This window comes from Paenibacillus aquistagni, from assembly GCF_900177815.1.
In the GTDB taxonomy this organism is placed as follows: domain Bacteria; phylum Bacillota; class Bacilli; order Paenibacillales; family Paenibacillaceae; genus Paenibacillus_B; species Paenibacillus_B aquistagni.
On sequence record NZ_FXAZ01000001.1, the window covers coordinates 1647682 to 1667641 of the forward strand.

Annotated in this window: 21 protein-coding genes and 1 riboswitch; all 21 genes read right to left on the minus strand. The window is 47.4% G+C overall.

Annotated features, from left to right (window positions below; translation table 11 throughout):
• Positions 1-37 precede the first annotated feature (37 nt).
• The 21 genes from B9Y93_RS07750 to B9Y93_RS07850 all read right to left on the minus strand — a co-directional run bounded on the left by B9Y93_RS07750 (position 38) and on the right by B9Y93_RS07850 (position 19926).
• Positions 38-571, minus strand: a complete 534-nt coding sequence (locus B9Y93_RS07750) for a spore maturation protein (protein WP_085493716.1) — start codon at positions 569-571, stop codon at positions 38-40.
• A gap of 39 nt (positions 572-610) precedes the next feature.
• On the minus strand, positions 611-1216 hold the full coding sequence (locus tag B9Y93_RS07755) for a nucleoside recognition domain-containing protein (protein WP_370738989.1): 606 nt from the start codon (positions 1214-1216) through the stop codon (positions 611-613).
• A 67-nt stretch (positions 1217-1283) separates the two neighbouring features.
• Complete coding sequence (locus tag B9Y93_RS07760) at positions 1284-2411, minus strand: D-alanyl-D-alanine carboxypeptidase family protein (protein ID WP_244903313.1); 1128 nt, start codon at positions 2409-2411, stop codon at positions 1284-1286.
• A 199-nt stretch (positions 2412-2610) separates the two neighbouring features.
• Positions 2611-3066 carry a GerW family sporulation protein gene (ytfJ, locus tag B9Y93_RS07765; RefSeq protein WP_085493718.1) on the minus strand — a complete coding sequence of 152 codons (456 nt, stop codon included), beginning with the start codon at positions 3064-3066 and terminating at the stop codon, positions 2611-2613.
• Positions 3039-3686 carry a DUF2953 domain-containing protein gene (locus tag B9Y93_RS07770; protein WP_176228869.1) on the minus strand — a complete coding sequence of 216 codons (648 nt, stop codon included), beginning with the start codon at positions 3684-3686 and terminating at the stop codon, positions 3039-3041. Before B9Y93_RS07770 ends, ytfJ begins: the two co-directional genes overlap by 28 nt.
• 221 nt (positions 3687-3907) lie before the next feature.
• On the minus strand, positions 3908-4615 hold the full coding sequence (locus B9Y93_RS07775; RefSeq protein ID WP_085493720.1) for a metal-dependent hydrolase: 708 nt from the start codon (positions 4613-4615) through the stop codon (positions 3908-3910).
• Complete coding sequence (gene scpB / locus B9Y93_RS07780; protein ID WP_085494019.1) at positions 4615-5223, minus strand: SMC-Scp complex subunit ScpB; 609 nt, start codon at positions 5221-5223, stop codon at positions 4615-4617. Before scpB ends, B9Y93_RS07775 begins: the two co-directional genes overlap by 1 nt.
• Positions 5192-5983, minus strand: a complete 792-nt coding sequence (locus B9Y93_RS07785; RefSeq protein ID WP_085493721.1) for a segregation and condensation protein A — start codon at positions 5981-5983, stop codon at positions 5192-5194. Before B9Y93_RS07785 ends, scpB begins: the two co-directional genes overlap by 32 nt.
• A gap of 67 nt (positions 5984-6050) precedes the next feature.
• The gene (ribH, locus tag B9Y93_RS07790) at positions 6051-6518 is read right to left on the minus strand and encodes a 6,7-dimethyl-8-ribityllumazine synthase (RefSeq protein WP_085493722.1); all 468 of its coding nucleotides are present in this window, start codon (positions 6516-6518) and stop codon (positions 6051-6053) included.
• 87 nt (positions 6519-6605) lie between these two features.
• Complete coding sequence (locus B9Y93_RS07795; protein ID WP_085493723.1) at positions 6606-7838, minus strand: bifunctional 3,4-dihydroxy-2-butanone-4-phosphate synthase/GTP cyclohydrolase II; 1233 nt, start codon at positions 7836-7838, stop codon at positions 6606-6608.
• Positions 7839-7922: 84 nt separating this feature from the next.
• Entirely contained in the window at positions 7923-8591 is a 669-nt protein-coding gene (ribE, locus tag B9Y93_RS07800; RefSeq protein ID WP_085493724.1) for a riboflavin synthase, read from the minus strand.
• A gap of 2 nt (positions 8592-8593) precedes the next feature.
• Complete coding sequence (ribD, locus tag B9Y93_RS07805) at positions 8594-9718, minus strand: bifunctional diaminohydroxyphosphoribosylaminopyrimidine deaminase/5-amino-6-(5-phosphoribosylamino)uracil reductase RibD (RefSeq protein ID WP_085493725.1); 1125 nt, start codon at positions 9716-9718, stop codon at positions 8594-8596.
• A gap of 393 nt (positions 9719-10111) precedes the next feature.
• A riboswitch (FMN riboswitch) is annotated at positions 10112-10266 on the minus strand.
• 243 nt (positions 10267-10509) lie between these two features.
• Positions 10510-10944 (minus strand): peptidylprolyl isomerase, encoded by a 435-nt coding sequence (locus B9Y93_RS07810; RefSeq protein ID WP_085493726.1) that lies wholly within the window; start codon positions 10942-10944, stop codon positions 10510-10512.
• 168 nt (positions 10945-11112) lie between these two features.
• Positions 11113-12444 (minus strand): diaminopimelate decarboxylase, encoded by a 1332-nt coding sequence (gene lysA, locus B9Y93_RS07815; RefSeq protein ID WP_085493727.1) that lies wholly within the window; start codon positions 12442-12444, stop codon positions 11113-11115.
• Between the two features lie 96 nt (positions 12445-12540).
• Positions 12541-14217, minus strand: coding sequence for a spore germination protein (locus tag B9Y93_RS07820; protein WP_085494020.1), 1677 nt, complete (start codon positions 14215-14217; stop codon positions 12541-12543).
• A 336-nt stretch (positions 14218-14553) separates the two neighbouring features.
• A complete protein-coding gene (sigF, locus tag B9Y93_RS07825; RefSeq protein WP_085493728.1) occupies positions 14554-15309 on the minus strand; it encodes an RNA polymerase sporulation sigma factor SigF in 756 nt (251 codons plus the stop codon).
• An 11-nt stretch (positions 15310-15320) separates the two neighbouring features.
• The gene (gene spoIIAB, locus B9Y93_RS07830) at positions 15321-15767 is read right to left on the minus strand and encodes an anti-sigma F factor (protein ID WP_097675987.1); all 447 of its coding nucleotides are present in this window, start codon (positions 15765-15767) and stop codon (positions 15321-15323) included.
• Positions 15767-16120 carry an anti-sigma F factor antagonist gene (gene spoIIAA, locus B9Y93_RS07835; protein WP_085493730.1) on the minus strand — a complete coding sequence of 118 codons (354 nt, stop codon included), beginning with the start codon at positions 16118-16120 and terminating at the stop codon, positions 15767-15769. Before spoIIAA ends, spoIIAB begins: the two co-directional genes overlap by 1 nt.
• An 86-nt stretch (positions 16121-16206) precedes the next feature.
• Positions 16207-17355, minus strand: coding sequence for a D-alanyl-D-alanine carboxypeptidase family protein (locus B9Y93_RS07840; RefSeq protein ID WP_170936546.1), 1149 nt, complete (start codon positions 17353-17355; stop codon positions 16207-16209).
• A gap of 368 nt (positions 17356-17723) precedes the next feature.
• On the minus strand, positions 17724-19052 hold the full coding sequence (locus B9Y93_RS07845; RefSeq protein WP_085493731.1) for a pyrimidine-nucleoside phosphorylase: 1329 nt from the start codon (positions 19050-19052) through the stop codon (positions 17724-17726).
• A 40-nt stretch (positions 19053-19092) separates the two neighbouring features.
• On the minus strand, positions 19093-19926 hold the full coding sequence (locus B9Y93_RS07850; RefSeq protein WP_085493732.1) for a purine-nucleoside phosphorylase: 834 nt from the start codon (positions 19924-19926) through the stop codon (positions 19093-19095).
• Between the last annotated feature and the right edge of the window lie 34 nt (positions 19927-19960).

Sequence of the window (19960 nt, forward strand, 5' to 3'; positions counted from 1 at the left end):
GATGCTGCTAGGATTCTAACGATGCTGCTTTACTTGATCAGGAAAATACAAAGAGACAAATCATAACTGCCGCAATAAATCCAATTAGATCAGAGAATAAGCCAACCTTAAGGGCGTATCGCCCTTTTCGTATACCTACTGCTCCAAAGTAAACAGTTAGCACGTATAAGGTAGTATCTGTGCTTCCTTGAATGGTTGATGCAATGCGTCCTATCATGGAATCAGGGCCATAGCTCTTGATGAGGTCAGTCGTGAAGGCAAGGGAACCTGCTCCAGTGATAGGACGCAGAAACGCGAGCGGAAACACCTCGCTTGGCACACCCATCCATTCCAAGTAGGGCTTGAAGAAACCCAAGATCCAGTCCATGGCTCCCGAGGCTCGGAATACGCTGATTGCAACCATCATGCCAACCAATGTCGGTATAATGTTGATCGAGGTCTGAAATCCATCCTTCGCACCTTCTACAAACGACTCATACACCGGCACTTTTCGAAAAAATGCATACAAAGGAATAAACACAATAATCGCTGGAATGGCCCATGTTGATATGGCCGATATGATCGAATACAACCGCCTTCCCTCCTCCCCATGGTGGTCAAGCTGTCTTCGTTATCCTGTTCGTTCTAACGGCATTTTAGGTGATGTTGATCTCTTTGCTGGCGGAGCATGGCGATTGCGGTACCAGCGATCTGCAATAATGGCTGCAGCTGTAGCGATCATGGTTGCAATAAGGGTCGTACCGACAATCTCTGCAGGGTTAGCGGAATTGAAGTTCATTCTAATCGCGATAAGTGTGGTTGGAATTAAAGTGATGCTGGCTGTGTTTATGGCAAGCAGCGTACACATCGCTGGAGAAGCAGTCTCTTTGTCCGGATTTAACTTTTGCAGCTCCTGCATTGCTCGAATCCCCATTGGAGTTGCTGCATTGCCAAGACCAAGCAGATTGGCGCTCATGTTCGACATAATGAATCCTAGCGCGGGATGATTTTTAGGAACATCGGGAAACAGGAAACCCACGATTGGACCTAGCAGTTTGGCAAGCTTCTCCAACAGCTTGGCATCCTCTGCAATACGCATCATGCCAAGCCAAAAAACCATTACGCTAATTAAGCCAAAGCTCACACCTACTCCCGTCTTTGCCCCATCAAAGACCGCCTCGGTTACAAGCTCAATACGTCCCTGTGCGGCGGCTGCAATAAAACCAACAAGCAGCATAAATATCCATAATGCATTAATCAACGCGATCCTCTCCCCTCTCGCGAATGATGTACCGATTTGTATGTTAATCTAACTGCTTCTTGTCTAGAGACTTCGCTCTTAAAGGAACCTGTCCGATCCGCTCATTGTCAAGCCAAATCTCAAGCTTTGCTGGCGAGCCGAATTTGTACTCCGGGCTGCTTGGCTGGTTTGGTATAATCTTGGTTGCAATCCGAGTTTTCTCTTCATTAGATAGCGGATAACTCCACTCAAGCAGCGATACAAGATCGCTTCCTTCAATCTGCTGGCCTTTTCTTATAATCTGCTGTGCTGGATACACCGTAAACCCATAATCAAGCATCCGGCTGTGGTCTACCCAATCACTGCCATCATTTAGCGTAACCGCGGCCAGTTGCTGCCCATTGCGTGTTGCAGAGCTAACGAGACATCTTAGCGCCGTCTTCGTGTAACCCGTTTTCACTCCATCTGCGCCTTCATAGAGAGAGAGCATTTTATTTTTGTTCAACCATTTGTAATCCCAGGCATCGTTCGGATTCGGGGCGGTCTTAACCTTCGTCTTCACAATATTTCGAAAAGTTGGATTATGGAGCGCATAGGCGGTGATCTTAGCTAAGTCATTCGCTGTTGTATAATGATCTTTCGCATCTAGACCATGCGGATTGCGAAAGGAAGTATGCTCAAGTCCAAGCTCTCTAGCCTTTTCATTCATGAGATAAACAAATCCCTCTTCTGAGCCTCCTACATGCTCAGCGATGGCGGTAGCCGCATCATTGCCTGAACGAAGCATGAGCCCATATACCATATCCTCAAGCTTCATCTTCTCGCCTAAGCGCAGATAGATGGAGGAGCCTTCTTTTCCAACTGCATGATTGCTTGTCTTGACGATCTCATGAAGCTTCCCTGATTCTATCGCAATAACCGCTGTCATGATCTTCGTAGTGCTCGCCATCGGAAGCTCCACATCCCCTTGCTCCGAATACAGGATCCGTCCTGATTCCACATCAATAAGCGAGGCTGCCCTTGCATTCGTTCTAGGCAACCCGCTTCCTTCTTGCTGCTTCGCCTTTCCTTTTGCAGTAATAGCCTCTATGCCTGCATGTGCCGCATGGACTTGAGCACTGTTAACTACACCAATAGTAGCGATCATTATTGCTATTGCCGATATATAAAGTTGTCGTCTTGCTCTTCGCATGTGAGCCTCCTTGAGATGTAAGCCTGTACCTAAGAAGTTAATTCATTGTATGCAGCCAAGCTCCAAGGTATGTCCACCTTGTCTTAAGCAGCACATCAAGATGAAAAAAATGCGTCAATTCCATTTGCCAAGGCTTTTGTTTCATGATCGGACCTCGATCACAGCCTACATAAACGGAGTTGACGCCTTGAGCAATCCATCATGGAATAATAATATCCTCATGATGATCATTCTTATTCATTTCTTTTCCTCGAAACAAAGCGTCGATTCTGTCGATAACCTGTGGAACAGCATCAATCAGCTTTTCAATAAGATGCGTTTGATTATCTGCGGATACCACTTGAACTCCTTGCTTGCCCACAATCAAAAAGGCAATCGGTGTAATATATAATCCACCACCGCTACCGCCACCAAACGGCTTGGTTGTGTGGTCTGAATAGTGTTGATCTTCGTGTTTTTTATCTTTATCTCTGCGTTCAACAATCTTGAGATCGCTTCCCCCTGCTGCAAACCCAAGTGCCACTCGGCTAATCGGAAGAATTACGCTTCCGTCAGGTGTCTGAACAGGATCGCCTACGATCGCGTTCACATCAACCATTGTTTTTATATTTTCTAAGGCCGCCCTCATTAACCCTTCGATTGGATGTTCTGCCATACCTTATGTCCTCCTTTGAAGTCCAGCAAACGAAATATAAGCGTAACTACTGCAGCAGTAGCTTTTGCAATACGAACACGGGATATACACACCATGCGGGTAGAAAAACACAGTTCTTGAAAATTCGGCTCAACCTGCAGCCTAGGCATCGTGTGAAAACTTAAATATTGAGTTAATAGACCCGTTCCATATGCTACGCTTCCCCAGACTGCTCCTGTAGCCATTGCAGTTAAAGGAGCTTCGTCGAGACCAATCTCGGTATCCCATATAAACGTATCTACTTTCACCACTTTGAGCCAATTTAATAGATCAACCATATCCAGCAAGACTGACAGGTCAACATTCATATTCAATTTCGCCTTGCCTTGATTAACTGGGCTAAGCCGCTGCTTCTTTTTAACACCTAGGTCGACATGTTTCACCCCTTTGAACTGTACACTGCGCACTTCATATCGCCACCTGAATAACCCATACCACATTCGAATTCCAATCCAGATCCGCTCATGTCTGCCTGACTTCTGTATGACGATTTTGCATTCAGCATGGGATAGCAGAAAGCTTATTACGACCAACAGCACAAAGGCAAGGATGCCTAGCAGAGTCCACAGCCACACGCTCATCGCGACACCTGCCTTTTCCATTCTAAGGATATTATGACCAACGAGAGGAACGCTCATTCTTCCATTTCAAAAGAAAAAGCCAAGATAGAAATTGACGCTTAAGAGCACCAAATGTTCCATCTTGGCTTGTTATCCATCATGCATATAACAAGATTGATATTTTCACACCTCATCTTTACTTACCTGCACACTCAAAGAAAGCAATATGCTGAACGATTAATCTACTCTTGTACAGACCATTGCTCCGTATTCAACACCTGGCCTGGCTTCATATAAATACCGTGAATCCCCATGCCTTGCAGACGCTCTACATAATCTCGTCCATCCTGCACAATAGGCGGGAATGTGTTGTAATGAATAGGCACAACGTGCTTAGACTTTGTCCATTGGGCAGCAAAGAGCGCATCCTCTGGGTCCATCGTGAAGAAACTGCCTATAGGCAAGAACGAGAGATCCGGCTGATACCGTTCCCCGATTAGCTTCATATCACTGAACAAGGCTGTGTCTCCTGCATGATAAATCGTTAATCCGTCCATCTGAATAACGAGGCCTGCCGGATTGCCCATATAGATCGTTTGTCCATCTACTGTTAAGGAAGAGCTGTGCAGAGCCGGTACGAACTTCACATTTCCAAAGGCCAGTGATGCTCCTCCTCCTAAGTTCATGCCGACGGTGTTGTTTACGCCTTGCAGCGCCATATAATCTGCTAGTTCAACAATGGCTGCAAGCTGTGCATCATTAGATATTGCAATAGCTGCCGCGTCAGCAATATGATCGCCATGCCCATGCGTCAATAGTACATAATCGGTCTTGATGTCATCTGCCTGAACAGTTGCTTGCGGATTGCCGGTCAAATAGGGATCGATGATGACATTGTGGTCCGTTCCGTGCAGTTGAATACACGAATGCCCATGAAAGGTGATATGCATTAAGCGCCGCCTCCTACATCGTCTATCGTTAGTTGCCTATTATTTAATTTCTCGAACAGAAGGTTCGTATCCTCCTCAAGCCCCTCCGAAGCATCAAATTGATTGGCTTCTGGAAGCTCAGACAAATCAGCTAATCCGAAATAATCAAGAAACGCTTTGGTCGTCCCATACAAGATCGGTCTTCCAATCGCTTCAGCGCGTCCGACCTCTTGAATCAGGTCTTTGTTGACAAGCGTATGGATGGCTCGCTCAGACTTTACACCTCGAACTTCTTCAATGTCCACACGTGTAATCGGCTGGCGATATGCAACAATGGCCAGCGTCTCCAGCGCCGCTTGAGACAGAGAAGATCTTGACGGCGAATATGCCATTCGCTCAAGGTATGGAGCATGCTCAGGCAAGGTAGCTAACTGATAGGAACCCGCTATCTTTACAAGCTGAATCCCTCTCTTGTCTCGCTCCAGTTCTCCTTTAAAATCATGAATCGCATCTTCAACCACTTCCTGCCGCATCTCTGTAATCTCAGCAAGCTGCTTTAAAGTGAGGCCTTCCTCCCCTACCATAAACAGCAGCGCTTCAATAATCGATTTCAACTTCTGAAATTCCACCTTCATCCAACTCCCCATGCCATTGAATCACAATATCTTCAAATAATGAATCCTGATAACATTTTATCTGTTTCATCTTCATCAGCTCTAATAATGCAAGGAACGTAACGACAATCTCATGCCGAGACATGCTCTCGTCAAGCAGCTTGGAGAACATCACTTTAGAGCCTCTCCCGCTTGGCTTAAGTGTGGTAATAATGTCCCTTATGCGATCCTTCACTGATATCTCATCGCGATGAATGGTAGCGACCTGATCTCGTCGCGAGGCTTTGCGAAGCGCCTTCTGGAAGGCCTGAACAAGATCATCGATATGAAGCCCCTCAACAGGGTTGCTTGGCGTTGATGGCATAAAGGGGGACAAATCCTCTGCTTCCTTTGAAAAAATCAAACCTCGTTCTAATTCCTTATCCTTTAATTGCTCAGCAATGTTTTTGTATTTGCGGTACTCAATGAGCTTGCGAATAAGCTCTTCTCTAGGATCAGGCTCATCATCATAGTAATCTGGGAACTCCTCCCACTCCATTACCGGGGGCTTTGGCAGAAGCTGATGAGATTTCATAGACAAGAGTGTTGCAGCCATAACCAGAAACTCGCTCGTAATCTCAAGCTCAAGTTCCTGCATGCTTTGCAGATACTCCATATATTGATCCGTAATTTCATGAACCGAGATATCTTGAATTTGAATCTCGGATTGATCAATGAGATGGAGCAGCAGGTCGAGCGGACCCTCAAAAGACTCCAATTTATATGTAAAGGGCACTCCCTCATACCTCCTGAAAAAACAAATGTAGCACCCAACCGAAGTTAGGCACTACATTAAATAAGCACTATTTTAACTGATTAGTCAAGTTCGCCATTTCAATTGCGGTAGAAGCTGCTTCCCAGCCTTTGTTGCCTGCCTTCGTTCCTGCACGCTCAATCGATTGCTCGATGGAATCAGTCGTCAGGACGCCGAAGATGGTAGGAACACCCGTCTTCATGCCCACTTGCGCAACGCCTTTTGCAACCTCGCTGCATACATAATCAAAGTGAGGTGTTGCCCCGCGAATAACTGCTCCTAGTGTAATGACAGCGTCATACTTGCCGCTCTCTGCCATTTTTTGTGCGATCAAAGGAATTTCAAATGCACCCGGCACCCAAGCGATATCAATCTCGTTATCCTGTACGCCATGGCGCTTCAGTGCATCAAGAGCTCCCGATACAAGCTTCGATACGATAAACTCGTTAAAGCGTCCGGCTACGATACCATATTTTAATCCATTCGATACTAGATGTCCTTCAAATACGTGTGGCATGATCCATCATCCTCCAAATATATATAAAATGGTTGTACTTCAATGATTTAGCGCTTGTTCGTTAAACGAGATCACAAGCGGTAACACTTACTGTTCATTTTGTTCGATATCGTCGAACTTCAAAAGATGTCCAAGCTTCTCCTGCTTCGTGTGAAGATAGCGAGCATTATCCTTGTTCTCTGGCATTTGAATCGGAACTCGTTCCACGACCTCAAGCCCATAGCCTTCTAGGCCCTTAATCTTGCGCGGATTGTTCGTCATCAACCGAATGTGGCGCACTCCGAGATCCTTCAGGATCTGCGCACCGATTCCATATTCTCTGAGATCCGCAGGGAAGCCAAGCTTAAGATTTGCTTCAACGGTATCATAGCCCTGCTCTTGGAGCTCATATGCCTTCAGCTTGTTAATCAACCCAATGCCTCGTCCTTCTTGGCGCATATACAGCAGCACGCCATTGCCTTCGTTCTCAATCATCGTGAGAGCCGCCTCTAATTGAGGTCCGCAATCGCAGCGATGGGAATGGAACACGTCTCCGGTCAGGCATTCAGAATGAACGCGCACAAGGATTGGCTTGGCACTGTCAATCTCGCCTTTGATCATAGCAACATGTTCTTTATGATCGACGTCGTTCGTATAGGCCGCGATACGAAATGTGCCGAAGTCTGTCGGTAGATTCACTTCAATCTCGCGATTAACGAGGCTTTCCTTCTCATTGCGATATCGGATAAGATCGCGAATGCAGATTAATTTCATATCATGCTGCTTCTTAAACTCCACGAGGTCGGGCAATCGAGCCATCGTGCCGTCTTCTTTAATAATTTCACAGATCACCCCAGCAGGACTAGCCCCGCACAATTGAGCGAGATCAACAGCAGCCTCAGTGTGGCCGGCGCGTCTTAGCACGCCTCCTTTTTTCGCAATGAGCGGGAATATATGTCCTGGGCGTCTAAAGTGCTCAGGCTGCGTCTTCGGGTCAATCATAGCTTTAATCGTTAAGGAGCGCTCATAAGCGGATATCCCCGTGTCCGTGTCCACATGATCAATGGACACCGTAAACGCAGTTCCATGATTGTCCGTATTGCGTGCTACCATGGGAGGCAGATCCAACGACTCTGCCCGATCTGGTGTAATCGGCACACAGACTAGTCCTCTGCCTTCGGTGATCATAAAGTTAATAACTTCAGGCGTTGCGTAATCGGCTAATGCGATAAAATCGCCTTCGTTCTCACGGTCTTCGTCATCGACGACAATCACAATCTTGCCTTCTTTAAGATCCATAAGTGCATCTTCGATCGCATCAAAAACAATAGGCTCCTGCATGATTTGTTTCTCCCTTCTCGACTATCCTGTTGTATGCCTATTCACAATAAAGCTTCAGCTTCCAGCGCTGTGAGGCCATGCTGATTATAAGAAACCATTCTCTTCAAGAAACGATTTGCTTATTGAGGAACGAGGCTGTGCTTGATTGGACTCTCCTTTTCCGTAACGCAGCAAATGCTCGACATACTTTCCAAGCACATCGCACTCGATATTCACGCTATCTCCTGGATGCTTATGTGCAAGCGCCGTTTCCTGTAAGGTGTGCGGAATAATGGAAACCGCAAACCCATCCTCGTCCGCACGCGTTAACGTTAGACTAATGCCGTCGATCGTAATGGACCCTCGCGGGATCAAATATTTCGCTTCAATGGTACCATCGACAGGGCGAAATTCAAATCGGATCGCGTTCGCATCAGGAGTTCGATTTGTAATGATTGCAACCCCGTCCACATGGCCTTGAACGATATGACCACCAAAGCGTCCGTTGGCAAGCATCGCTCGCTCTAGATTGACTGGGTCCCCAGGCGCAAGATCTTTAAGCGTCGTATGGCGAAACGTTTGCGGCATAACATCTGCAAGAAAGGATTGACCTTCCAAAGCCGTAGCTGTCAAGCAAACCCCGTTCACAGCAATGCTGTCCCCAATCTGGACATCCTTCATCACCTTCAATGCTCGAATTCGAAGCACCATCGCTTCTCCTCGCTTGTTAACCGCTTGAAGGGTCCCCACTTCTTCAACTAATCCCGTAAACACGTTCAAAGCCCTCCTTTCTCTTGGCTTGGATAGAGCGGCACACCACTGATAATTACATTATCACCAATCGACTCCACCCTTACTTGTTCCAATTCAAGAGCATCGCTCATCTTCTCCGGTCCATCAAACATGAAGCTGCCGGGAGCTTCCTTATGCCCTACAATCTTAGGTGCAATCATGAGCACGATGCTGTCAATCAATCCAGACTGCAGCATCGCTCCATTGAGCGTTCCCCCGCCTTCTAGCAGTATGGACCCGATCTCTCTCTTGCCAATTTCCTTCAGGGCTTCTCTCATGTCCACCAAGGGTCCATCATTGACAACGATAACACTGACACCCCGCTTCTCAAGCTCGCTTATCTTTGCTTTGCTTGCTTGAGACGTAGTCAAGATCCAGGTTGGTGCAATCTTGTCTTGAATGACTTTCGCCTCCAAAGAGATGCGAAGCTTAGAATCAACAATGATACGAACGGGATGGAGTGCGGGTACGCTCAAGCGTGTCGTAAGCGATGGATTGTCCGCTTCAATCGTTCCGATGCCAACCATAATGGCTTGATGACGATGGCGCATCGTATGGACGCATTCTCTGGCTAGTTCATTCGTGATCCATTGGCTGTGCCCTGTATGCGTTGCAATGCGGCCATCCAAGGTCTGAGCTGTCTTCTGGGTGACATAAGGGAGTTTGGTCGTCATGTACTTGGCGAACATCTCAATCAAATGGAATGCTTCTTCTTGCAGAACACCTTGTTTAACTTCAATCCCATGCTCTTCTAGGATTCGAACGCCATTGCCTGCTACGACAGGGTTTGGATCTGTGCAAGCAATGACAACCCGCTTCACCCCAGCTTCAATTAAGCGAAGGCTGCAGGGCGGAGTCTTGCCATAATGACTGCAAGGTTCTAAGGTCACATATGCAGTAGAGCCAGCAGCCTCAGCTTGAGCCATTCGAAGGGCATGCACTTCAGCATGGCCTTCCCCACGTTTCAAGTGCGCACCAAGACCAACCACACGTCCATCCTTCACAATGACGCACCCTACAGCGGGATTAATGCTTGTTTGACCAATCACTCGTTCCGCTAAGTCAATGGCAAGCTTCATATAGAATGTATCATCCATTATCGGCAGCATATCGATCACCTCTCTTCACGATGATTCACCACTTGCGTTCCATTCATTCGCCAACAAATAAAAAGGCCCTTCGGAGAGGTTTCCGAAGGGCAGTATGTTCGAAATTGATTCAGGACAAATAAGCAATGTGATGCTGGCCAACATACGCAGGCATAATGACTGCGCGAACCATATCAAGCAATCTAAGGCGATGAGCACACAAGACCAACTTGATATAGACATGACTGCACCATTCATCTTGTTCACGTGAAAAAATGCACAGAGAAATAACAAAAATCTCTTGTTTGCTTCATGTGAAAAAATGAACACCTTAAGCGTACGACCACTTTTACGTCTGTGAACAAATGAACAAACAAGTGTACAAACATAAAAATAGAACATACCTCTTGTCCTGACTCCCTTCTCCCATCCAGACTATACTGTCGGCCTCGGATTCTCACCAAGTCCACCGTGCAAAGCTCAGCTTCACAACGGGTCACGGGCTGAAAACAAACAAGTGTTTGCTTAATACCGCCGGTCGGGAATTGCACCCTGCCCTGAAGGTTTGTCTGATCTCCTGCATGCTATCGGATTATCGAAGCATACATGAAGATTTTCACTTAGTTTATCATTGTCATGATGCAAATTCAAGTGCTTGATCCTTTTTTCACAAGATCATTCTGATTGTAGAGTTGTGAACTCATGATCGTACATAGTTGTTTTGCTGTATCGTCTTTACCGAACAAACAGAAAAAGCCCTTTTATCCAAAATCACATAAAAGGGCCGTTCCCAAAAGAAAGAATATATTCTACTATTCTTCGACGACTGTAACTTCCTTCATCTTGTCGCCTTGCTTGATGGCATCAACATGCTCAACGCCTTCGATTACTTGTCCAAACACAGTATGGACACCATCGAGATGCGGGAATGCATCGAAGCAGATGAAGAACTGGCTGCCGCCTGTATCTTTGCCTGCATGCGCCATCGACAATGCGCCTTTGACATGCTTGTGCGGGTTGCCTGCTGTCTCGCACTTGATCGTGTAACCTGGTCCGCCAGTACCTGTGCCGCTAGGACAGCCGCCTTGGGCAACGAATCCTGGAATAACACGATGGAAGTTAAGTCCGTTATAGAAGCCTTCATTTGCAAGCTTTTCAAAGTTTGCTACTGTCCCTGGAGCTTCCTTTTCAAACAATTCAATGACCACAAGGCCGCCTTTTTCTAATTCAATCTTCGCTTTTTTCATGTTCATGAACATCCTTTCTCATGAGCGGAAATAAAAAACAATGTGTTTAGTATACCATTACAGCTCCTGAAGATACAACAAGCGCCTCTGAGCATCTCCACCATACAATCGGGGAGCGTCATAGGCGCTAAATGCAGGCTTCAACAACCGCTTGTAACGGCTGACAGCTTATTGATGCACTTCTTGCTTAGCAAGACGAGCAGGAATCACATCATTGCCGATGATATTGTCATGGGATTCGCGCTTAACCACAAGATCCGATTGACCATCCTTTACAAACACGACTGCCGGCTTGCGTATACGATTGTAATTGCTCGCCATCGCGTAATTGTAGGCACCCGTACAGGATACCGCAAGCAAATCGTCATGATTCACTCGTGGAAGGTTTACATCCCAGATCAGCATGTCTCCGCTCTCACAGCACTTCCCTGCAATCGATACAACCTCAGCAGGCTCCTCTGCGGCACGATTGGCGAGTACTGCTTCATACTGCGACTCATACAGCGCAGGACGAGGATTATCCGTCATTCCACCGTCGACTGCAACATATTTGCGCACGCCCGGAATATCCTTAATCGACCCAACAGAATACAGCGTCGTGCCCGCATCTCCTACGATACTGCGGCCTGGCTCTACCCAAATCTCTGGCAATGCATTATAGATGGCGCTGAAGTTCGTCTTCACCGCATCCGTAATGGCCTTAACATATTCGGAGACATGCAGCGGCGTATCCCCTTCGATATAACGAATGCCAAAGCCGCCGCCGAGATTCACGACCGTAAATTCTATCCCAAACTGCTGCTTCACGTCAGCGGCGAACGCTGCTACTCGAGCAACAGCCATTTGGAAGCCTTCCACTTCAAAAATCTGTGAGCCAATATGGGAGTGAACCCCTAGCAGTTCAAGCCCCTCTGCATCTTGTGCCTGCTTGATGGCTTCAAGCGCAGTGCCATTGCCAATATCAAAGCCAAACTTCGAATCCGTTTGACCTGTGGAAATGTACTCGTGAGTATGCGCTTCAACCCCTGGTGTTACACGAAGCAGAATCTTCACCGAGACACCGCGTTCTTTGGCCATATCGTTCAGTATATGAAGCTCGAAGAAGTTATCGACGACAAAGCAGCCAATGTTCGCATCAAGGGCCATCGCTATCTCATCAGGCGTTTTATTGTTGCCGTGGAAATGAATGCGATGAGCAGGGAAGCCTGCTTGCAGAGCGGTGTACAATTCACCGTCAGACACAACATCCAAAGACAGGCCTTCCTCTTCTGCAATGCAGCACATGGCCATCACACAAAATGCTTTGCTTGCATAAGCCACTTGGAAATTCAACCCCGAAGCCTTAAATGCATCCGTATATTGACGGGCACGTTCACGAATAAGCGCTTCATCTACAATATATAATGGCGTGCCGAACTCAGCCTTCAAAGCCGTAACGTCACACCCACCAATGGTCAAATGTCCTTTTTCATTAATCGTACTCGTACCGTGTAAATACACTCCCATTCCCCCTACGATTCCCAAGTCATTCCTTTCATCAAATTATAGCAAGAAATGGAGAACGCGCAATATGGATTTTCGTGCGGATCATTTGCATTAATCCGTTTCATTTGGGCGCATCTTTGTCGAATCCTTGGTTTTATTGAAGCTCGGTCGATTTTTATTGTCCAAAAGCGGCATGCGGAACAAGATGCTGAACATCGCCTTCGCATTGAATGGAATGAATGGCCAGAGATAGGATGAATTGTAGGATCGATGGATCGCAAGACCTACAATAAACAGCGTCGTCCCAATGACGAAGCCCGGCACCTTAAAGGCAGCGACAGCAATAAGCAGCGCGAGCCTTACGATGCGGTTTGCCAGAGACAGCTCATAGCTTGGCGTAGCAAACATTCCTATTGCGGCAACGGACATATAAAGAATAACCTCATTTACGAATACCCCTGTCTGAACTGCGATGTCACCCAGCAGGATCGCTGCTACCAAGCCTATTGCCGTAGCAAGCGGCGTTGGGGTGTGAACGGCAGCCATCCGAAGCAGATCAATTCCAAGCTCTGCCAGCAAAAACTGCAAAATAATCGGCAGCTTCGCACTCTCATGGGGGCCAACAATTTGCAAAAATGCCGGCTTAAGCTCAGGCTGCATCACAAGCAGCAGCCACAATGGAAGCAAAAACAGCGATGCAAAGATTCCGATAAAGCGCACCCAGCGTAAATAGGTCCCGATAAAAGGAGTTTGACGATTCTCCTCCGCGTGCTGGCACAAGTCAAAAAAGGTTGTTGGCAATATCATGACAGATGGAGAAGTATCGACAAACAGCACGACACTGCCATCCATAAGATGCGCAGCCACCGAATCCGGCCGCTCAGAGTACCGAACTAGCGGATAAGGATTCCATCCCTTGTTGATAATCGCTTCTTCCAGCTGTTTATCTGCAAGCGGAATGCCTGATAAATTTACTTTTTTAATCTTATTGCGAACCGATTCCACCAGCCGTTTGTCAGCTACATCATCAATGTATGCGATACACACATCCGTGCGCGTCCTTCTGCCTACTTGAATCATCTCATATTTGAGACCGGGATCTCTAAGTCTTCTTCTTACAAGGGTTACGTTCGTCAACAGGGTCTCTGTAAAGCCATCACGCGCTCCGCGAACGACTCGCTCCAAGCTCGGCTCATCGGGTCCGCGGCTTGGAAATGTCTTGACATCGGCGACTAGCGCTGTCTTCTCATGCTCAATAAAGAACGCACTGCCTCCAGCAAGCACCTTGTTAATGACTTCACTGAACTTTGTTACCTTCTCCACTTGAATATGCGGAATATAGTAGTCAAAAAAAGCCTTCAGCGCATTCGAGCTGACCTGAGACTTGTCAAGCATCGATAGACGCGCTAAGATCATCGTCATCACTTCATCTTTGGCGAATCCATTCAAATAGAAGATGCCGACATTATGATCGCCAAACGTCATTTCACGAACAATCACGTCAAATGACTCCCCAAGGCCGACAACTTCCTTAAGAACGCGCTTAACCTCTCGAAGATGACGCGGTATTAGATCATCATGCTGCCAATACTCAATTGACTGCACCAGATCATCTGATCGCTCGTGGTCCCGCATGCTTTGCACTCGTCTCTCGTAAGCAGCTACTGGTCCTTTGTTATGCGGTTCTCCCGATGAATCGTCGCTTGCTTCTTCCGCAGCATTGGAAGCTTGCTTTTGCGGATCGTGCCGCTCGGATGTATGGATATCATTGCTGGAAAAATCGGTCATCCCCTTTAAGCCTTCCTGTTGTTCATCTCCACTCTCCTTCTGATCCTTCTTCTTTGTATCTTCCTCATGATCTGTCCCCATTAGGTGAGCCTTAATCTCTTCTAATAGGCCGTGTTGTCCTGCATCCGATCCTGAACCTTTCTCTGCCACAGATCATCCCTCCTCATACCTTCACATCTGACTTAGCAAACAAAAGCGCGTTTGCATCATGTGTAACTATCGCTGGTGTTAGTATGGGACAGAATGCACAACTTCATGACAAGCTTGCTGAAAAAAGAAAAAAGCCGAGCATTCAAAGGTTGATAACTCCCTTTGAGACAGCTCAGCTTTCGAACGCTATTGTGCAATTTGAGATTTGATGGACTGCAGGATTTTCTTCTCCAGCCTAGATACCTGGACTTGAGATATGCCAAGCCGGCTCGCAACCTCAGATTGCGTCTGGTCTCGGAAATAACGAAGATACACGATCAATCGTTCACGCTCATTTAGGCCCTCAATGGCTTCGTTTAGCGCCAGCTTATCAAACCATTTCTCCTGTGAGTCATCCGAGATTTGGTCCATGAGTGTAATCGGATCTCCATCATTTTCAAATACGGTTTCATGAATCGAGGTCGGGGGCTTGTTCGCCTCCTGAGCAAAAACAACATCCTCAGGCGACACCCCTAGCTCATCCGCTACTTCGCTAACGGTTGGCAGTCGATTGTAGCGCTTTGACAGCTCATCTTTTGTCTTGCGCACCTTATTAGCCATTTCCTTGAGAGAACGGCTAACCTTAATCGTTCCGTCGTCGCGAAGAAAGCGTTGGATTTCTCCAATAATCATTGGGACCGCATACGTTGAGAACTTGACATCATAGGACAAATCAAACTTGTCCACCGACTTCAATAGACCAATACAGCCGATTTGAAACAAATCATCCGGCTCGTAGCCGCGATTCATAAAACGCTGAACCACGGACCATACAAGTCGAATATTGCAGTTCACCAGCCGTTCACGAGCCAGTCCGTCTCCCGATTGACTTAGGGCAATGAGTCGCTTGACCTCAGCGTCGTCCAGATAGCTGTTTGACGTTTGCTTCATATCAACATCCATTGGCTCAACCCCTAATTGTACAGCGCTTTTTTGGACTCGATGCGCTTTTTCATCCGAATGCTAGTCCCTGCTCCAGGCTCGCTGACAACCTCGAACTGGTCCATAAAATTCTCCATAATCGTAAAACCCATGCCTGATCGTTCCATGTCAGGCTTTGAAGTATAAAGCGGCTGTCTTGCCAGCTCAATATCCTCTATGCCATTGCCTTCATCTGATACGGTGATGGTAACCTCATCTCCTTCAATCTCAGCACTGATGCTCACCATGCCGTCTGTCCGGTTCTCATAGCCATGAATGATGCAGTTGGTTACTGCTTCGGAGATCACGGTCTTGAGATCCGTCAACTCTTCCAAGGTCGGGTCCATTTGAGATACAAAGGCTGCGACTGTAATGCGGGCAAAGGCCTCATTTTCCGATCGGCTCGAGAACTTCAGGTTCATTCGATTCATCTCATCCATCATGACACAACCTCCAAACCGTTCAGCGCATTGCGCTCGTTTTCATATACACTAACGATCTTGAATAGACCTGATAGTTCAAATAAACGGCGAACTGCCGGATTAAGCTCGCATACAGCCATGGTTCCTCCCTTGGCCTTCAATAGTTTGTAGCGTCCAAGTATGACACCAAGGCCAGAGCTATCCATGAACGTTAACTCCTTCAGACTTAAGATCAAGTGGCTTACCTGTCCTCGTTGAATGGCATCATCCAGTTGAATGCGTACAAGCTCAGCAGTGTGATGATCCAATTCCCCTCGCAAACGGGTAATTAATACATTGCGGCGGTGCTCAAGATCCACCTGTAAGTTCATGTCCTTCACTCTCCTCCCATGTTGCGATACCATTTCGTTGCGAAGACTTCCATATCCTGCTTGCCGACAAAACTAGAAGCTAGGTTCTATTCCTTGACAAAAAACAACTTGCTGCAGGTCCGTTTGAACATCGTCCACCAGTCAGCTTTCGCAACGGATTGCGCAGATTCGACAGGATATTCCTTTACCGCTTTATCGCCTTGATAGACCACGATCTTGCCAAGCGATTGTCCCTTTTCAATAGGAGCCTTAATAGACTGCGGCGCGACAAGCTCGTAGCGCACCTGATCCTTGGCATCTCCTTTTTTGATCAGCACTTGATAAGAACGCTCTGCATGAATGTTCAACTTGGCGTCCATTCCTTTTTCTACCTTGACTTCACCAATGGGATCTCCCTTTTTGATCAACGGAACACTTGCATATTGGGCAAAAGCATAGTCAAACATTTGCGATACTTCATTATTGCGTGTCTTTGTGTTGGGTTCGCCGAGCACAACAGCAATAACTCGAAGATTATCCCGTTTTGCCGTCGCAGACAAACAGTATTTCGCTTCAGACGTATAGCCCGTCTTCAGCCCATCCGCGCCTGTATAGAATCTGACCAGCTTGTTGGTGTTGACAAGCCAGAATTTCTTGTCCGTATTCTGTCGCAAATAATCCTCGTACGCCCCAGTGAATTTCGTAATCTCTGGGTATTGGAGCAATGCCTGAGACATCAAGGCTATATCGTGTGCAGAGGTATAATGATTGTCAGCAGGCAGGCCATTGCAATTCACAAAATGCGTATCGTTCATGCCGAGCTCTTTTGCCTTATCATTCATCATCTGAACAAAGGCTTGCTCTGAGCCTGCAATCTTCTCTGCCACTGCAACCGATGCATCATTCCCAGAGGCCATCGCGATGCCTTTCAGCATCTCTTCAAGCGTCATTTCCTCTCCTGGCTCCAAAAAGATTTGCGAACCGCCCATCGAAGCGGCATATTCGCTCGTACTGACCTTGTCTGTCATTTTCAGCTTCCCATCACGGATCGCATCCATCGTAAGCAGCATGGTCATAATCTTCGTAATGCTTGCTGGCGGGAGCTTATCGTGACTATTCTTCTCGAAAATGATGGTTCCGGAATCGGCATCCATCAGTACTGCAGAGCGAGAATTCTGAGCAAGCTGAACTGTTGCCTCTGAAGATGCGGCTGGCAGCGTTTCGTCTGCCCCGTTGATTTGCCCAATACCCTCCATCGGTGGAACATCAAGCGCCGATACCTTCGCTTGGGCAGGCAATAGCAATGAAGCAGTCAGCGTCATAACCGTACAAAAGTAAACCCAACGATTCAAGATCGTCCCCTCCTAAACACATGTTGCAGCATCTATACATCATGATGCTGACCAACTAATTTGGCATAAGCACGCTAAAAAAGGCGTGAGTCTGTTACACATTCTTGTCCGATTGCATGCAAAATATTCCTGCATGATCACATGATTGCAAGATTACTCCTAATTATTTGCCCATACAAAAAAATCGGGCGCCTCAGTATTGAGACACCCGATTGCAGCAAGCTGCCAGACAGATAAAATATGATAGTGAGGATTCATTCCTCTATGATCATTTACACAAAGCGCTGAACGCCATCCTTTGAGACGATTGCATAGACAAGCGGCTTCTGCTCTACAGCTGAGGAAGACAGCTGATAGGCCTTCACAATCCGGGCGGATGCTTCGCTTGCTCTAGATTCATCATTCACATGAAGAATCGCAAGTACGTCGCCTGCTTGAACTGGGTCGGCTACTTTTTTGCGCAGATCAATGCCTACCGCAAGATCAATCTGGCTTTCCTTGGTCTCACGGCCTGCGCCAAGAAGCATGGCGGCAATCCCGATGCTTTCCGCTTCGATCGCAGCAACATATCCTGAAGACTCGGCCTTAACCTCAATCTTCTTCGCCGCATGCGGCAGACGTTCAGGGTGCTCGATCATATCTGCATCCCCTTGCTGAGCCTGTACGAGCTGCTTCAAGCGCTCGAAGGCAGAACCATCTTGGATGTGAGCCTCAAGCTTTGCTTTCGCTTCATCAATGGTTCCTGCCTGTTCGCCTAAAACGAGCATATGCGAGCCGAGCGTCATGCAGAGATCATGCAGATCGCTTGGTCCGCGCCCTCGCAGCGTATCGATTGCCTCTTCAACCTCCAGCGCATTGCCGATCAAATGTCCAAGCGGCTGATCCATATCCGAGATGATCGCTACGGTTTGTCTGCCAACTTCTGTACCGATATCCACCATCGCTTGTGCAAGAAGAATCGAATCATCCAGCGTCTTCATAAATGCTCCGCTGCCCGTCTTAACATCAAGCACGATTGCATCTGCTCCTGCTGCTATCTTCTTGCTCATGACAGAGCTTGCAATCAACGGGATAGAGTCCACTGTTGCCGTAACATCACGAAGCGCATAGAGCTTTTTGTCGGCAGGGGTAATATTGCCGCTCTGCCCAATAAGCGAAACCCCAATCTCATTGACTTGCTTGAAGAATGCTTCTCGGCTCAATTCCACCTGAAACCCTGCGATAGATTCCAGCTTGTCGATCGTTCCGCCTGTATGCCCAAGCCCTCTTCCCGACATTTTAGCAACAGGTACGCCCGCTGCCGCTACCATCGGCGCAAGCACCAAGGTCGTTTTGTCGCCCACTCCGCCAGTTGAGTGCTTATCAACCTTAATGCCGTGAATGGGGCTAAGGTCGATCTGATCGCCAGACTTCGCCATTTCAAGCGTGAGATGCGCTGTTTCCTGTGCATTCATGCCTTTAAAATAAATCGCCATAGCAAAAGCGCTAATCTGATAATCAGGAACGGATCCTTCACTGTATCCTTGAATCATAAACGCAATCTCTTCTTGGGACAGAACCTCTCCATCGCGCTTTTTATGAATGATGTCAACTGCTCGCATGTGTCAGCCTCCTTGATGTGGGTTCAACTTACTTGCAGCATTAAGCCATTGCCGGAATAATATCTAGAACAAGCTTCAGGAACTGCTCTCTTACTTTGTCAGCAGTCTCCATCACTTCCTCATGGGACAATGGCTGATCCAAAATACCTGCTGCCATGTTGCTAATGCAGGATATGCCAAGAACCTCCATACCTGCATGACTTGCTACAATTACCTCAGACACTGTAGACATGCCGACAGCGTCTGCTCCTAACGTTCTTAACATTCGAATCTCCGCTGGCGTCTCATAGTTAGGACCTAGCAAGCCGGCATATACGCCCTCGCGGAATGTAAAGGAATGCTTGGCAGCAACCTCATGAGCTGCTTGGCGGAGCCTCTTGCTGTAAGCCTGAGACATGTCTGGGAAGCGTGGACCAAGCTTATTGTCATTGGCGCCGATAAGCGGGCTTGTCCCTGTCATGTTCAAGTGATCGCTGATCAACATCAGGTCTCCCGCTTCAAAGGAAGTATTTACGCCGCCTGCCGCATTCGTTACCAGCAGCTGCTTTACGCCAATCGCCTTCATGACTCGCACGGGGAATGCTGTCATCTCCGGGCCATAACCTTCGTACATATGGAAGCGCCCCTTCATAAGCACAACGCCGCGGCCTTGAATTGTGCCGATCAACAGCTCCCCTGCATGTCCTTCAACTGTGGACTGTGGAAAGTGCGGAATGTCGCTGTATGCGATCGTTGTAGGATTCTCAACGAGATCAGCTAGCACGCCTAAGCCAGAGCCTAGAATAAGACCCACCTCTGGGGCAACCTCTGTTTTTCCTTTAATGTACGAAGCTGCTGCTTCAATGTGTTCAAATGACAACCTTGCTTGACTCATGATATGATCCTCCATTTACCCATGTATTATGGTA